This window comes from Citrobacter sp. SX206, assembly GCF_024181025.1.
Lineage (GTDB): Bacteria > Pseudomonadota > Gammaproteobacteria > Enterobacterales > Enterobacteriaceae > Citrobacter > Citrobacter youngae.
This window is the reverse complement of the sequence record NZ_CP049738.1, coordinates 4,277,563-4,291,894: the sequence shown is the minus strand read 5'-3', so window position 1 is coordinate 4,291,894 and position 14,332 is coordinate 4,277,563. Positions and strand designations below refer to the sequence as shown.

Here is a 14,332-nt window from a genome sequence, read left to right as displayed (position 1 = left end):
AGATAAAGATGGAGTGGAGTCTGACGCAGAGTAAGCTGCTGGCGTTTCACCGCTTGATGCGTACGGATAAGCCAATTGGCGCCTTACTGCTGCTCTGGCCGACGCTGTGGGCGCTGTGGGTAGCGACCCCTGGTGTACCGCAATTATGGATACTGGCGGTGTTTGTCGCCGGTGTGTGGCTGATGCGCGCTGCCGGATGCGTGGTGAATGATTATGCCGACAGGAAATTTGACGGACACGTCAAACGGACCGCAAACCGGCCGCTGCCGAGCGGTGCAGTCACGGAGAAAGAGGCCCGAACACTGTTTGTTGTGCTGGTGTTGCTCGCCTTCCTGTTGGTTCTGACTCTTAACACGATGACGATTTTGTTGTCCGTTGCCGCGTTAGCACTGGCGTGGGTTTATCCCTTCATGAAACGCTATACGCACCTGCCGCAGGTGGTGCTGGGGGCGGCGTTTGGCTGGTCTATTCCCATGGCGTTCGCCGCCGTGAGCGAGTCCGTACCGCTGAGCTGCTGGCTGATGTTCCTCGCCAACATTCTCTGGGCGGTGGCGTATGACACGCAGTATGCGATGGTTGATCGTGATGACGATCTGAAGATTGGCATTAAATCGACCGCCATTCTGTTCGGCCAGAACGACAAGCTGATTATTGGCATTCTGCAGGTCGGTGTGCTGGCGCTGATGGCGATGGTGGGGTGGTTAAACGGGTTGGGGCTGGGCTATTACTGGTCACTGCTGGTGGCGGGCGCACTGTTTGTGTATCAGCAGAAACTGATTGTCGATCGTGAACGGGATGCCTGCTTTAAAGCGTTTATGAACAATAACTATGTGGGGCTGGTACTGTTCTTAGGGCTGGCGATGAGCTACTGGCACCTTTGAGTTTGGCTTAGCCTGCAAAATAAAAACCGGTCATTTCGACCGGTTTTTTTATGCTTACTCGCCCTGCGTTGCGCTTTCGATGGTCAGACGCACATCGGACGTGACCAGCTCGGCCAGCATCTGATAGATCTTCATCGTCTCTTCCGGTTCGGCATCACCGGTATCGCTGATGTAGCCCTCGTCACGCAGCGTCAGCACCAGGGAGCTGAACACGGCTTTATCGAAGAACTCAGGCGCGTTGATACCGTGCAGCACGGAAAGACGTTGTGCCACGGTGCGGCTCTCTTTCTCCAGGGTACTGCGGTTGATGGACGGGTTCGCACTCAGCAGCCAGAAGGTAATGGCATAGCGCTGTAGCGTTTCACGCGCGCCCGCAGCCAACAGCTGCAGCGTGCGAGAATGAACCGGGTTGATATGCAGCTCATCGTTCTGCAGGGTTATCAGACCCTGACGTTGCATTTCGTTGGCCAGCTCGTCAATTACCCCGGCAAGCTCATCACGCTCCCAACGCAGGAACAACTCGGCTTTCAGCATCGGGTACAGCGCTTCAATATGCTGCTGCAATGCGGCGCGTGAAATCCGGCGGTGCTGAGTCACAATCGCGGCCATCAACGAAGGCAGAACCAGCATGTGGGCAATATTGTTGCGGTAGTAGGTCATCAGTACCGCCTGCTCGCGCGGCAGAATGATGATGTCACCGATGGTGTCTTTCTCAACCTCAAACTTGTTCATCTGCAAGGCGTGGTCGATCAGTTCACTGGCGCTCTGCGCGGGAACGGTTGAGTCCGTCGCGTACGGCACGTTGCGCAGCAGGCTCAGGTAGCAGTCGAGCTGCTCGGTTAACTGTTCACGGGTCAAAGAGCGCTGGCGGGAAGCCAACAGCGCGGTACAACACAGGTTCATGGCGTTGGCCGCGCCTGCGTTGTTAATGCGCACCATCAGATCGGCAGCAATGTTATTCACCGTCGGCGTCAGCCAGGCCGGACGGATAGACTCGATAGGATCGATAGATTCACGCCACTCCGGCACATGCTGGTTGAGGTAAGTCATCAGCGGCATTGGTTCGCCAAAGTTAACGTAGCCCTGACCCAGATTACGCAGCTTGCTTAAGCCACGCAGCATTTGCGGCAGGCTCTCTTTTTCTTTCGTCGCGCCACGCAGCTCTTTGGCGTAGGTGCCCACTTCCATTACGTGCTCGTAGCCGATGTAGATCGGTACGAGGGTAATCGGACGCGTACCGCCGCGCAGCATCGCCTGAATGGTCATCGACAGCGTGCCGGTTTTCGGGTCGAGCAGACGGCCGGTACGCGACCGCCCACCTTCGACAAAGTACTCAACCGAATAGCCGCGGCTGAACAACTCGCCCAGGTATTCGCGGAATACGGTGGAATAGAGCTTATTGCCTTTAAACGTACGACGAATAAAGAATGCGCCCAGACGGCGGAAAATCGGACCTGCCGGCCAGAAATTCAGGTTGATACCGGCCGCGATATGCGGTGGAACCAGTCCCTGATGGTACAGAACGTACGACAGCAGCATGTAGTCCATATGGCTGCGGTGGCACGGCACATAGACGATTTCATGTCCGTCGTGCGCCAGTTGGCGTACGCGCTCCGCATTATGAACGTTAATCCCCTGATACAGACGGTTCCAGGTAAAGCCCAGAATACGGTCCGTCAGGCGGATCATTTCGTAGGAGAAGTTGGCGGCAATCTCTTCCATCAATGCGATAGCGTTTTGCTGCGCTTTTTCATGGGAGATTTTTTTGCTGCGTGCTTCATCTTCCACCGCGCGTGCGATGGCTTTTGAGGCCAGCAGTTTATTAAACAGATCCTGGCGGGCAGGAAGGCGAGGGCCAACCGCCGCTAAGCGCTGGCGGGCAAAGTGCATACGCGCCACGCGTGCCAGTTTCTGCGCGATGGTTTTATCTGTGCCGTGTTCGTCTGCCATGCGGCGCAGGGAGACGGAAGGTGAGAAGCGGACAAAGCTGTCGCGGCCCAGCCAGGACACAGCAAAGAATTTCTGTACGCCATTCAGCATGCGCAGTGGTGGATTGACTTCGCCTTTCTCGCGTCCAGGAGCACGGCCAAACATCACAGACACCGGCACCATCTGAACATCCAGATCGGGGTTGCTGCGATGTAAGTCGAGATAGTTATGGAACAACTTGATGGACTCTTCTTTTGGCGTGTAATAGGTGAATACACGCGGGCCGCCGTGTATAAACACGTAGCGCGGCAGCAAAGTCCCGTCTATCTCCAGCGGTTCCAGGGGATCAGGGAGGTCGTGCACCAGGCATTGGGCACGCAGCGTCAGCAAGTCAGCTTTTGAGTTGTACGGTAAGACGTACATAATGGGACGAGAGGTATCGAGTCCCAATTCCGGGGCGGGTTCCGCCGGGATAGACTTGCTTTTTACCAGGATGCTTAATGGTAAATTCAGTAATTTGTAGTAAATTCGTGGCCAGCCGGACATAAACGATGTAAAGCCTCTGGTTAATAATGCAAATGCGCTGCAAGGATATCAGAAAGTTTAGTGAATTTCTGTGGTATCCCGTCATACTTCGCGCAGCTTTGCTTATGCCCTGAAACAAACAGGGTAACGATGCAATAATACTCACGCTAATAATGTAAAAAGGTTCTTTTGATGGCCAATAATACCACTGGATTCACTCGGATTATCAAAGCAGCAGGCTATTCCTGGCAAGGTTTCCGCGCAGCATGGATCAATGAGGCGGCATTTCGTCAGGAAAGCGTTGCCGTACTGTTGGGGGTAGCAATTGCCTGCTGGCTGGACGTTGACGCGATTACCCGCGTACTGCTGATTGGTTCGGTGATGCTGGTGATGATCGTTGAAATTCTGAATAGCGCCATTGAGGCGGTTGTCGACCGAATTGGTTCTGAGTATCACGAGCTTTCTGGTCGGGCGAAAGATATGGGATCGGCTGCGGTATTGCTTTCTATTTTTGTCGCTGTGATCACCTGGGGCATCCTGTTGTGGTCGCATTTGCGATAAAGATTCCACAACTTCATAAATCTCCTGTTTTTTGTGCAGTTTGCGGTTCCAAATTCGCCTTTAGCTGTATATACTCACAGCATAACTGTATATACACCCAGGGGGCGGAATGAAAGCGTTAACGGCCAGGCAGCAAGAGGTGTTTGATCTCATTAGAGATCACATCAGCCAGACAGGTATGCCACCGACGCGTGCGGAGATCGCGCAGCGTTTGGGGTTCCGTTCCCCAAACGCGGCTGAAGAACACCTGAAAGCACTGGCGCGTAAAGGTGTGCTGGAAATCGTTTCTGGCGCATCGCGTGGTATTCGCCTGCTGCAGGAAGAAGAGGAAGGCTTACCGCTTATCGGTCGTGTGGCGGCCGGTGAGCCACTTCTGGCACAGCAGCACATCGAAGGCCATTACCAGGTTGACCCATCACTGTTCAAACCGAACGCCGACTTTCTGCTGCGCGTCAGCGGTATGTCGATGAAAGATATCGGGATTATGGATGGCGATTTACTGGCTGTGCATAAAACGCAGGACGTGCGTAACGGCCAGGTTGTTGTTGCCCGTATTGATGATGAAGTCACGGTTAAGCGCCTGAAAAAGCAGGGTAACAAGGTTGAACTTCTGCCGGAAAACAGTGAATTTAAACCTATCGTTGTCGATCTGCGCGAGCAAAACTTCACCATTGAAGGGTTGGCTGTCGGCGTAATTCGTAACGGTGAATGGCTGTAATGATCTGCTGATTTCCTGTCGGCCGGAAAGGGCGTTTACGCTGCTCTCCGGCAAATTGCCCGATGATGCTACGCTTATCGGGCCTACAAAAACGCGTTAATTTCTTTTCAGGCTCTTTTCCATGCCTTTCTTTACCTCCTCTGATAAAGCACTCTGGCACCTTGCCTTACCGATGATTTTCTCCAACATCACTGTTCCACTGCTGGGGCTGGTGGATACCGCAGTGATTGGTCATTTGGATAGCCCGGTCTACCTGGGTGGCGTTGCTGTCGGCGCAACAGCGACCAGTTTTCTCTTTATGCTGCTGCTGTTTTTACGCATGAGTACCACCGGCCTGACGGCCCAGGCGTTCGGTGCGAAAAATCCTCAGGCGCTGGCGCGCGCGCTGGTACAACCGCTGATACTGGCGCTGGGAGCGGGGCTGTTTATCGCGCTGTTTCGCACGCCGATTATCGATTTAGCGCTGCATATTGTCGGGGGTAGTGAAGCGGTACTGGAACAAGCCCGGCGTTTCCTGGAAATCCGCTGGCTAAGCGCGCCCGCCTCACTGGCCAATCTGGTGCTGCTCGGCTGGTTGCTTGGCGTACAATATGCGCGTGCGCCGGTTATCCTGCTGATTGTCGGCAATATTCTCAACATTGCGCTCGATTTATGGCTGGTGATGGGCCTGCATATGAACGTGCAGGGTGCAGCACTGGCGACGGTGATTGCCGAATATGCCACGCTGCTTATCGGTCTGATGATGGTACGCAAAGTCCTGCATTTGCGCGGAGTTTCGCTGGCAATGCTGAAGCAGGCGTGGCGTGGCAACTTCCGCCGTTTGCTGGCGCTCAACCGTGACATCATGCTGCGTTCGCTGCTGTTGCAACTCTGCTTTGGTGCTATCACGGTACTCGGGGCTCGCCTCGGTAGCGATGTCATTGCGGTCAATGCCGTTCTGATGACCCTGCTGACGTTCACTGCCTATGCGCTGGACGGGTTTGCCTATGCCGTGGAAGCGCACTCTGGCCAGGCCTATGGGGCACGCGATGGTAGCCAGTTGCTGGATGTCTGGCGGGCGGCCTGCCGGCAGTCGGGTATTGTGGCCGTCCTGTTTTCGATGGTTTATGCCCTGTTCGGCGAGCAGATTGTGGCGCTGCTGACCTCGCTGCCGCAAATCCAACACCTGGCCGATCGCTATCTTTTCTGGCAGGTGGTTTTGCCGCTGGTGGGTGTGTGGTGTTATCTGCTGGACGGCATGTTTATTGGCGCAACGCGTGCCGCTGAAATGCGCAACAGTATGGCCGTTGCCGCAGTGGGATTCGCCTTAACGCTCCTGACTTTACCGCTGCTGGGAAACCACGGCTTGTGGCTGGCGTTAACCGTTTTTCTCGCGCTGCGCGGGCTTTCACTGGCCTTCATCTGGCGACGTCACTGGCGTAATGGCACCTGGTTTGCCTGATGCCTATGGTTAAAAATTCCGAATAGTAAATAAAACCCAGAATCCCTGACTACACTTACTATCACGTCCAGCAAAAACAGCATGTATTCGGGCGCGGCACTCTCGCTATTCACAACCTAACGATGAGGACTTGATGATGAATAAAGACGAAGTCAGTGGTAACTGGAAACAGTTCAAAGGTAAAGTGAAAGAGCAATGGGGCAAACTGACCGATGATGATATGACGGTCATTGAAGGTAAACGCGACCAGCTGGTTGGTAAAGTCCAGGAACGATATGGGTACGCGAAAGATCAGGCGGAGAAAGAAGTTAAAGATTGGGAAAAACGCAACGATTACCGCTGGTAATTAACCCCTCCCTCCTGAGAGTACAAGGACGTACGCTCTTTTATTTACCGCCCGACTTTCTTTTTCACCTGAATGGTATGGTCATGCTGGCATTCGCCAGGATGGCGGCATGATTCAACTTCCACACATGCCGGACACAGGCCGTGGGCTTCAATCACATTATGGCGCAGAGCAAATCCCATTTTAGCTGCCAGCGTATGCATAATATCTTCCACGCCTTCCGCACACTCTTCTTTTACCACGCCACAGCGGTCGCAGATGAACATTGCGGAGCTGTGGGTTGGCTGATCGAACAGATGGCAAAGCACATAGCTGTTGGTTGACTCCACTTTGTGCACAAAACCTTGTTCAAGCAGAAAATCGAGCGCACGATAGACGGTAGGCGGCTTAGCCTGTGGTTCGGTTTCCCTTAACAGATCAAGCAGATCGTAAGCGCTGATTGCCCCTTCCTGCAGGCTCATCAGGCGCAGCACTTCGAGGCGTTGTGGCGTGAGCCGCACGTTACGTTGCGCACAGAGTTTTTCAGCTTGAGCCAATAACTCCTGCGTGGTGGTTTTGTCCATTTGGCGCCTCGATTTGCGTGGAAGGTTAATCCCTTACTTTATCATGTTCTGCTTAAAACGCCGAGATCCACCGCTGTGTGCTATACCTGACGCATCGCAACACTGGAAAATTAACATGAAAAGACCCGATTGTATTCGCCACTGGCGTGAAGTTGAGGGGCCTGATGACTCCACCTATCCAGGCAGCGATGAGCTTTTTTCTATTGGCGCGCCGCTGGCCCGCAGGTTGGGGTTAGGGCGATTAGGCATCCATCACGAACGTCTGCCGCCGGGTCGGCGTACTTCTTATCCACACGCTGAAAGTGATGAAGAAGAGTTCATCTACGTACTGGAAGGGTACCCGGAAGCCTGGATAAATGGTTACTTATGGAAGCTGGAACCCGGCGACAGCGTTGGTTTTCCGGCAGGAACCGGTGTGTGCCACACTTTTATCAACAACACCAGTGACGAGGTGCGGCTGCTGGTCGTCGGTGAGGCGAACAAGAAGCATAACCGCATCTACTATCCACTCAATCCGGTCTATGCAGTCACGCGTGAAGATCGCTGGGTTGATCATCCTCCACAGTTTTTTGGTCCACACGACGGAAAACCTGGGCGGAAATGACAATCCACGCGAACGAAGGGCGCTATCCACGATGATGTGGCTCACTATCGCAACGGTCTATGCTATAGTAGCGCCCCTTTTTTAACCGGATGCTTGAATATTCGCCATGCTGCCTGAATCTCAGTCTACCGCTTTTCCCGCTCATCGTTTTTCTATCGCGCCGATGCTCGACTGGACGGACAGACACTGCCGCTACTTTTTGCGCCTGCTGTCCCGCCAGACGTTGCTCTATACGGAGATGGTAACCACCGGCGCGATCATTCATGGTAAAGGCGATTATCTGGCGTATAGCGAAGAAGAGCATCCGGTCGCATTGCAACTGGGCGGGAGCGATCCTGCGGCGCTGGCGCAGTGCGCAAAGCTCGCTGAACAGCGGGGTTATGACGAAATCAATCTCAACGTGGGTTGTCCTTCCGACCGCGTGCAGAATGGCATGTTTGGCGCTTGCCTGATGGGGAATGCGCAACTGGTCGCCGATTGCGTGAAGGCGATGCGCGACGCGGTGTCGATTCCGGTAACGGTGAAAACCCGTATCGGCATTGATGATCAGGACAGCTACGAATTCCTGTGTGACTTCATCAACACGGTCTCGGGTAACGGCGAATGTGAGATGTTTATCATCCACGCCCGCAAGGCCTGGCTGTCGGGGTTAAGCCCGAAAGAAAACCGCGAAATCCCACCGCTGGATTATGACCGTGTTTATCAGTTGAAGCGTGATTTCCCGCAGTTGACGATGTCGATTAACGGCGGAATTAAATCACTGGAAGAAGCAAAAACGCATCTGCAATATATGGACGGCGTAATGGTGGGCCGGGAAGCCTATCAAAACCCGGGGATTCTGGCGTCGGTCGACCGTGAAATTTTTGCTGCGACCACGCCGGATGCAGACCCTGTCGCCGTGGTGCGTGCCATGTATCCCTATATTGAGCGGGAGCTGAGTAAAGGTACGTATCTGGGGCATGTGACCCGCCACATGCTGGGGTTGTTCCAGGGAATTCCAGGCGCACGCCAATGGCGTCGTTATCTGAGTGAAAATGCGCATAAAGCCGGGGCCGATATTAACGTTTTGGAACACGCGCTGAAACTGGTGGCAGACAAGCGTTAAGTTTTCACCAAAAGTTAGTTAATTTCACCACGCCCTGCGCTTTGTCGCGGGGCGTTTTCTTTATAAATCAATACATTATTTTTGGCATGTTTCTTGTAAAGCAATGGAGAGAATTTCATTTCGGGAGAGAGCCATGCTGGAACTACTTTTTGTGATTGGGTTTTTTATCATGCTGATGGTCACCGGCGTATCTTTGCTGGGCGTTCTGGCCGCATTGGTCGTAGCCACCGCAGTGATGTTTCTGGGTGGACTATTTGCCTTGATGATTAAACTGTTGCCCTGGCTGCTACTGGCTGTTGCCGTGGTGTGGGTTATCAAGGCGATAAAAGCGCCAAAAGTCCCACAGTATCAGCGCAATAACCGTCGATTTTACTAAGGTATTGAGCGGTGCGTCACAACCTGCAACATTGCCTTTAGAACCAAATAGGAATTGATTATCAAATCTGTCACTATTGCGTGGTTAACGAATTCATCGAGCTGTACCCTACATACAGCCGAACTAAAAAAAGAAAGGGCTTCCCATGGGAAGCCCTAATTCTTTACTTCCCCGTCATAATTCAAACCGCAGGTGTGTTGGCTGCTTTCATTCACCCCAGTCACTTACTCCAGTAAGCTCCTGGGGATTCATTCAATTGCCGCCTTCCTGCAATTTGAATTATTTAGGGGAGGTCGAAGCATTATGGGATCAGCAAACTCGATCCCTGCGTGGCCCGGCTTTCCAGTGCTTCATGGGCCCGTTGCGCGTCACTTAACGCAAATTTCTGACCCGGCGCGACATCCACTTTGATCACCCCGCTGGCAATCAGCGAGAACAGTTCATTGCTGGCTTCGGTTAATTCATGATGGTTGGTGATGTAACCCTGGAGTGAAGGACGGGTCACGTACAGCGAACCTTTTTGGTTCAGAATACCTAAGTTCACGCCAGTCACCGGCCCGGAGGCGTTGCCAAAGCTGACCATCAATCCCCGGCGTTGCAGGCAATCCAGCGAGGCTTCCCAGGTATCTTTCCCCACCGAGTCATACACCACCCGTACTTTTTTTCCGCCGGTTATCTCCTTAACCCGTTCGACGATACTTTCTTCACGGTAGTTAATGACCTGCCATGCGCCGGCCTGCTGCGCTATTTGTGCCTTCTGCGCATTGCCGACAGTACCAATCAGCTTCGCGCCCAATGCTTTTGCCCACTGGCAGGCAATCATCCCGACGCCGCCCGCAGCCGCATGGAACAAAAACGGCTCATCAGGCTGAATTTCATAGGTTTTACGCAGCAGATAAAAAACGGTTAACCCTTTCAGGAATGAGGCTGCGGCTTGTTCAAATGAGATAGCGTTGGGTAGGATGGCGGCTTTATCGGCCGGAACGTTATGCACTGAGCTGTAAGCGCCAAGCGCTGACTGCGCATACACCACGCGATCGCCAGCTTTAATGTGCGTCACTTTGCTCCCCACTTTGCTGACTACGCCGGCGGCTTCGGTTCCCAGACCGCTGGGCAGAGAAGGCGGTGGATAAAGACCACTGCGGATGTAAGTGTCGATATAGTTGATGCCAATCGCTTTGTTCTCGACCTGGATTTCGTTCTCTGCCGGATCTGCAGGCGTAAACTCGACGACCTGAAGCACTTCAGGACCACCATGCTTGTGAAATTCAATACGCGTTGCCATGCTTCCTCCAAAAGAAATGTGGTAATCTTTCGACCCAATCATTATCTCGGTAACTCCATTCACTATGGCAGGAAATAAACCCTTCAACAAACAACAGACTGATGCTCGTGAGCGCGATCCCCAGGTCGCCGGGCTGAAAGTACCGCCGCACTCGATTGAAGCGGAACAGTCGGTGTTGGGCGGTTTAATGCTGGATAACGAACGCTGGGACGATGTGGCCGAGCGCGTGGTGGCGGAAGATTTCTATACCCGACCGCACCGGCACATCTTCACGGAAATGCATCGACTGCAGGAGATGGGAAAACCTATCGACCTGATCACGCTCGCAGAATCGCTGGAGGTTCAGGGACAACTGGACAGCGTCGGCGGCTTTGCTTACCTGGCTGAGTTATCTAAAAACACGCCAAGTGCGGCGAACATTAGTGCTTATGCGGATATCGTCCGCGAACGCGCCGTTGTTCGTGACATGATTTCGGTGGCCCATGAAATTGCGGAAGCTGGTTTCGATCCGCAAGGGCGCTCCAGTGAAGACCTGCTGGATCTTGCGGAATCCCGCGTCTTTAAAATCGCTGAAAGCCGTGCCAACAAAGACGAAGGCCCGAAAAACATCACCGATGTGCTCGACGCAACCGTCGCGCGTATCGAGCAGTTGTTCCAGCAGCCGCACGACGGCGTCACCGGCGTAAACACCGGTTATGACGACCTCAACAAAAAGACCGCGGGTCTACAGCCGTCGGACTTGATTATCGTCGCCGCGCGTCCGTCGATGGGTAAAACGACATTTGCAATGAACCTTGTCGAAAATGCGGCGATGTTGCAGGATAAGCCAGTTCTTATCTTCAGTCTTGAAATGCCCTCAGAACAAATCATGATGCGTTCTTTGGCCTCGCTTTCGCGCGTGGACCAGACCAAAATCCGTACCGGTCAACTGGATGATGAAGACTGGGCGCGAATTTCCGGAACAATGGGTATTTTGCTGGAGAAACGAAACATCTATATTGATGATTCTTCCGGCCTGACGCCAACGGAAGTGCGCTCGCGTGCCCGTCGTATCGCCCGTGAACACGGCGGTATCGGCCTTATCATGATCGACTACCTGCAACTGATGCGTGTACCGTCGCTCTCCGATAACCGTACGCTGGAAATTGCTGAAATTTCCCGCTCGCTGAAGGCGTTAGCAAAAGAACTGCATGTGCCGGTGGTAGCGCTATCGCAGCTTAACCGCTCTCTGGAACAACGCGCCGACAAGCGCCCGGTTAACTCGGATCTGCGTGAATCCGGCTCCATCGAACAGGATGCCGACTTAATCATGTTTATCTATCGTGATGAGGTTTATCACGAAAACAGTGACTTAAAAGGCATCGCCGAAATTATTATTGGTAAGCAGCGTAACGGTCCGATCGGTACGGTGCGCCTGACGTTTAACGGACAGTGGTCCCGCTTCGACAACTATGCCGGTCCTCAATATGATGATGAGTAATTTCTAAGGAATACAAATGCAAGCGGCAACTGTAGTCATTAACCGCCGCGCTCTGCGACACAACCTGCAACGTCTGCGTGAACTGGCTCCTGCCAGCAAACTGGTTGCGGTCGTGAAAGCGAACGCTTACGGCCACGGTCTGTTAGAGACTGCGCGAACGCTCCCCGATGCGGACGCTTTTGGTGTCGCTCGTCTTGAAGAAGCCCTGCGGTTGCGAGCGGGTGGGATCACGCAGCCCATCCTGCTGCTGGAGGGATTTTTTGATGCCTCCGATCTGCCGACTATTTCCGCGCAGCGTCTGCATACAGCCGTCCACAACCTGGAGCAGCTTGAAGCCCTGGAAGCCGCAGAACTGGCTGAACCGGTCACCGTCTGGATGAAGCTCGACACGGGGATGCACCGCCTGGGCGTGCGCCCTGAGCAGGCCGAAGCGTTTTATCAGCGTTTAACGCAATGTGACAACGTGCGCCAGCCGGTTAATATCGTCAGCCACTTTGCGCGCGCGGATGAACCTGAATGCGGCGCGACGGAAAAACAGCTCGATATCTTTAATAGCTTTTGCGAGGGAAAACCTGGACAGCGTTCAATTGCTGCGTCGGGCGGTATTTTGCTGTGGCCCCAGTCCCACTTCGACTGGGCGCGTCCGGGGCTGATTCTGTACGGCGTATCGCCGCTGGAAAACCACTCTATCGGTGCCGATTTTGGCTGTCAGCCGGTGATGTCGCTGACCTCCAGCCTGATTGCGGTGCGTGAGCACAAAGCGGGCGAGCCGGTTGGCTATGGTGGTACCTGGTTGAGCGAGCGCGACACGCGTCTGGGCGTGGTGGCAATGGGCTATGGTGATGGTTATCCGCGCGCGGCGCCGTCCGGGACGCCGGTGCTGGTTAATGGCCGTGAAGTGCCGATCGTCGGTCGCGTTGCGATGGATATGATCTGCGTCGATTTAGGCCCCGAGGCGCAGGATAAAGCCGGCGATTCGGTGATTCTGTGGGGTGAGGGACTGCCCGTTGAACGCATTGCTGAAATGACGAAAGTAAGTGCTTACGAACTTATTACGCGCCTGACCTCAAGGGTGGCGATGAAGTATATCGATTAGCAGAATGATGTGCTGGACAGGCGGTTACGCCGCCTTCCGGCAATATTGCCCTCAACATCCTCTCGATCTTCTCCCGCTTCCGGTTTATTGTGTTCTTAACCCTTGCCTGTAAACCTGGAGAACCACACGTGTTTCAAAAAGTTGACGCCTACGCCGGCGACCCGATTTTATCGCTCATGGAGCGCTTCAAAGAAGATTCACGTAGCGACAAAGTGAACCTCAGCATAGGCCTGTATTACAACGAAGACGGAATTATTCCTCAGCTTAAAGCGGTGGCGGAAGCGGAAGCTCGACTTAATGCCAAACCGCATGGTGCTTCGCTGTATCTGCCGATGGAAGGTCTGAACACGTATCGTCATACTATTGCGCCGCTGCTGTTTGGCGCAGATCATCCGGTTCTCCAGCAGCAGCGCGTGGCAACCATTCAGACGCTGGGCGGCTCCGGCGCGCTAAAGGTTGGCGCAGACTTCCTGAAGCGCTATTTCCCTGATTCTGGCGTGTGGGTCAGCGATCCGACCTGGGAAAACCACATCGCGATTTTTGAAGGGGCGGGATTCGAAGTAAGTACTTACCCATGGTATGACAACGCGACTAATGGCGTGCGTTTCAACGATCTGCTGGCAGCGCTGAATACCTTACCGGCGCGTAGCATTGTGCTGCTGCATCCGTGCTGCCATAACCCCACGGGTGCGGATTTAACACCAGCACAGTGGGATGCGGTGATTGAGATCCTGAAAGCGCGCGACCTGATCCCGTTCCTCGACATTGCCTACCAGGGTTTTGGTGGCGGAATGGAAGATGATGCGTACGCCATCCGTGCGATTGCGAGTGCTGGTTTACCAACTCTGGTTAGCAACTCATTCTCCAAAATTTTCTCATTGTATGGCGAACGTGTTGGCGGGCTTTCTGTGGTGTGTGAAGACGCCGATGCTGCCAGCCGCGTTCTGGGGCAGCTAAAAGCGACGGTGCGCCGGAACTACTCCAGTCCGCCAAACTTTGGTGCGCAGGTGGTTGCCGCGGTACTGGGGGATGAAGAGCTGAAAGCGAGCTGGCTGGCGGAAGTTGAGGCAATGCGTACCCGCATTCTGGCGATGCGTCAGGAACTGGTTAACGTATTGAATGCGGAGATCCCGGGCCGTAACTTTGATTACCTGCTGCAACAGCGCGGTATGTTCAGCTATACCGGGCTCAGCGCCGCTCAGGTCGATCGCCTGCGCGATGAGTTTGGTGTTTACCTGATAGCCAGCGGACGTATGTGCGTGGCCGGGTTGAATCACGGTAATGTGCAGCGCGTGGCGAAGGCATTTGCCGCCGTCATGTAATCGGCTTTGTGTGATGCCGGATGGCGCGTAAACGCCTTATCTGTCCTACAAGGATACATGGATTTTAGTTTGTAGGCCTGATAAGCGGAGCGCCATCAGG

At 53.9% G+C, this 14,332-nt stretch carries 14 protein-coding genes; 11 read left to right on the top strand and 3 right to left on the bottom strand.

What is annotated here, in order from left to right:
• The first annotated feature begins 8 nt into the window (after positions 1 to 8).
• Positions 9 to 881 (top strand): 4-hydroxybenzoate octaprenyltransferase, encoded by an 873-nt coding sequence (gene ubiA / locus G8S19_RS20705; protein WP_048213933.1) that lies wholly within the window; start codon positions 9 to 11, stop codon positions 879 to 881.
• Between the two features lie 54 nt (positions 882 to 935).
• Here the strand turns inward: ubiA and plsB are convergent, their stop codons facing one another.
• Positions 936 to 3,356, bottom strand: coding sequence for a glycerol-3-phosphate 1-O-acyltransferase PlsB (plsB, locus tag G8S19_RS20700; protein WP_048213932.1), 2,421 nt, complete (start codon positions 3,354 to 3,356; stop codon positions 936 to 938).
• Positions 3,357 to 3,527: 171 nt separating this feature from the next.
• Between plsB and G8S19_RS20695 the strand changes: the two genes are divergently transcribed.
• The 4 genes from G8S19_RS20695 to G8S19_RS20680 all read left to right on the top strand — a co-directional run bounded on the left by G8S19_RS20695 (position 3,528) and on the right by G8S19_RS20680 (position 6,401).
• Positions 3,528 to 3,896 carry a diacylglycerol kinase gene (locus tag G8S19_RS20695; protein WP_048213931.1) on the top strand — a complete coding sequence of 123 codons (369 nt, stop codon included), beginning with the start codon at positions 3,528 to 3,530 and terminating at the stop codon, positions 3,894 to 3,896.
• 109 nt (positions 3,897 to 4,005) lie between these two features.
• Positions 4,006 to 4,614 carry a transcriptional repressor LexA gene (gene lexA / locus G8S19_RS20690; protein WP_124021077.1) on the top strand — a complete coding sequence of 203 codons (609 nt, stop codon included), beginning with the start codon at positions 4,006 to 4,008 and terminating at the stop codon, positions 4,612 to 4,614.
• Between the two features lie 121 nt (positions 4,615 to 4,735).
• Entirely contained in the window at positions 4,736 to 6,055 is a 1,320-nt protein-coding gene (gene dinF, locus G8S19_RS20685) for an MATE family efflux transporter DinF (RefSeq protein ID WP_124021076.1), read from the top strand.
• Positions 6,056 to 6,191: 136 nt separating this feature from the next.
• A complete protein-coding gene (locus G8S19_RS20680) occupies positions 6,192 to 6,401 on the top strand; it encodes a CsbD family protein (protein WP_005132658.1) in 210 nt (69 codons plus the stop codon).
• Between the two features lie 44 nt (positions 6,402 to 6,445).
• Here the strand turns inward: G8S19_RS20680 and zur are convergent, their stop codons facing one another.
• Positions 6,446 to 6,964, bottom strand: a complete 519-nt coding sequence (zur, locus tag G8S19_RS20675) for a zinc uptake transcriptional repressor Zur (protein WP_003031709.1) — start codon at positions 6,962 to 6,964, stop codon at positions 6,446 to 6,448.
• Between the two features lie 115 nt (positions 6,965 to 7,079).
• Between zur and G8S19_RS20670 the strand changes: the two genes are divergently transcribed.
• The 3 genes from G8S19_RS20670 to pspG all read left to right on the top strand — a co-directional run bounded on the left by G8S19_RS20670 (position 7,080) and on the right by pspG (position 9,049).
• The gene (locus tag G8S19_RS20670) at positions 7,080 to 7,568 is read left to right on the top strand and encodes a cupin domain-containing protein (protein WP_048213928.1); all 489 of its coding nucleotides are present in this window, start codon (positions 7,080 to 7,082) and stop codon (positions 7,566 to 7,568) included.
• 106 nt (positions 7,569 to 7,674) lie between these two features.
• Positions 7,675 to 8,673 (top strand): tRNA dihydrouridine(20/20a) synthase DusA, encoded by a 999-nt coding sequence (dusA, locus tag G8S19_RS20665; RefSeq protein ID WP_115644062.1) that lies wholly within the window; start codon positions 7,675 to 7,677, stop codon positions 8,671 to 8,673.
• 133 nt (positions 8,674 to 8,806) lie between these two features.
• Positions 8,807 to 9,049 carry an envelope stress response protein PspG gene (gene pspG, locus G8S19_RS20660; RefSeq protein WP_003031713.1) on the top strand — a complete coding sequence of 81 codons (243 nt, stop codon included), beginning with the start codon at positions 8,807 to 8,809 and terminating at the stop codon, positions 9,047 to 9,049.
• A gap of 301 nt (positions 9,050 to 9,350) precedes the next feature.
• Here pspG and G8S19_RS20655 read toward each other — a convergent pair whose 3' ends face one another.
• The gene (locus G8S19_RS20655; protein WP_061068789.1) at positions 9,351 to 10,334 is read right to left on the bottom strand and encodes a quinone oxidoreductase; all 984 of its coding nucleotides are present in this window, start codon (positions 10,332 to 10,334) and stop codon (positions 9,351 to 9,353) included.
• Between the two features lie 64 nt (positions 10,335 to 10,398).
• On the opposite strand from G8S19_RS20655, the gene dnaB reads away from it, so the two are divergent.
• From dnaB to tyrB, 3 genes are all read left to right on the top strand, one after another.
• Positions 10,399 to 11,814: a replicative DNA helicase gene (gene dnaB / locus G8S19_RS20650; protein WP_061067020.1), complete on the top strand. Its 1,416-nt coding sequence runs from the start codon at positions 10,399 to 10,401 to the stop codon at positions 11,812 to 11,814.
• 16 nt (positions 11,815 to 11,830) lie between these two features.
• Entirely contained in the window at positions 11,831 to 12,910 is a 1,080-nt protein-coding gene (alr, locus tag G8S19_RS20645) for an alanine racemase (protein WP_253685828.1), read from the top strand.
• A 128-nt stretch (positions 12,911 to 13,038) separates the two neighbouring features.
• A complete protein-coding gene (gene tyrB, locus G8S19_RS20640; RefSeq protein WP_121585328.1) occupies positions 13,039 to 14,232 on the top strand; it encodes an aromatic amino acid transaminase in 1,194 nt (397 codons plus the stop codon).
• Positions 14,233 to 14,332: the final 100 nt, after the last annotated feature.

Coding starts and splice junctions, on each gene's coding strand:
- ubiA (WP_048213933.1), top strand. CDS start 9: ATGGAGTGGAGTCTGACGCAGAGTAAGCTGCTGGCGTTTCACCGCTTG.
- plsB (WP_048213932.1), bottom strand. CDS start 3,356: ATGTCCGGCTGGCCACGAATTTACTACAAATTACTGAATTTACCATTA.
- G8S19_RS20695 (WP_048213931.1), top strand. CDS start 3,528: ATGGCCAATAATACCACTGGATTCACTCGGATTATCAAAGCAGCAGGC.
- lexA (WP_124021077.1), top strand. CDS start 4,006: ATGAAAGCGTTAACGGCCAGGCAGCAAGAGGTGTTTGATCTCATTAGA.
- dinF (WP_124021076.1), top strand. CDS start 4,736: ATGCCTTTCTTTACCTCCTCTGATAAAGCACTCTGGCACCTTGCCTTA.
- G8S19_RS20680 (WP_005132658.1), top strand. CDS start 6,192: ATGAATAAAGACGAAGTCAGTGGTAACTGGAAACAGTTCAAAGGTAAA.
- zur (WP_003031709.1), bottom strand. CDS start 6,964: ATGGACAAAACCACCACGCAGGAGTTATTGGCTCAAGCTGAAAAACTC.
- G8S19_RS20670 (WP_048213928.1), top strand. CDS start 7,080: ATGAAAAGACCCGATTGTATTCGCCACTGGCGTGAAGTTGAGGGGCCT.
- dusA (WP_115644062.1), top strand. CDS start 7,675: ATGCTGCCTGAATCTCAGTCTACCGCTTTTCCCGCTCATCGTTTTTCT.
- pspG (WP_003031713.1), top strand. CDS start 8,807: ATGCTGGAACTACTTTTTGTGATTGGGTTTTTTATCATGCTGATGGTC.
- G8S19_RS20655 (WP_061068789.1), bottom strand. CDS start 10,334: ATGGCAACGCGTATTGAATTTCACAAGCATGGTGGTCCTGAAGTGCTT.
- dnaB (WP_061067020.1), top strand. CDS start 10,399: ATGGCAGGAAATAAACCCTTCAACAAACAACAGACTGATGCTCGTGAG.
- alr (WP_253685828.1), top strand. CDS start 11,831: ATGCAAGCGGCAACTGTAGTCATTAACCGCCGCGCTCTGCGACACAAC.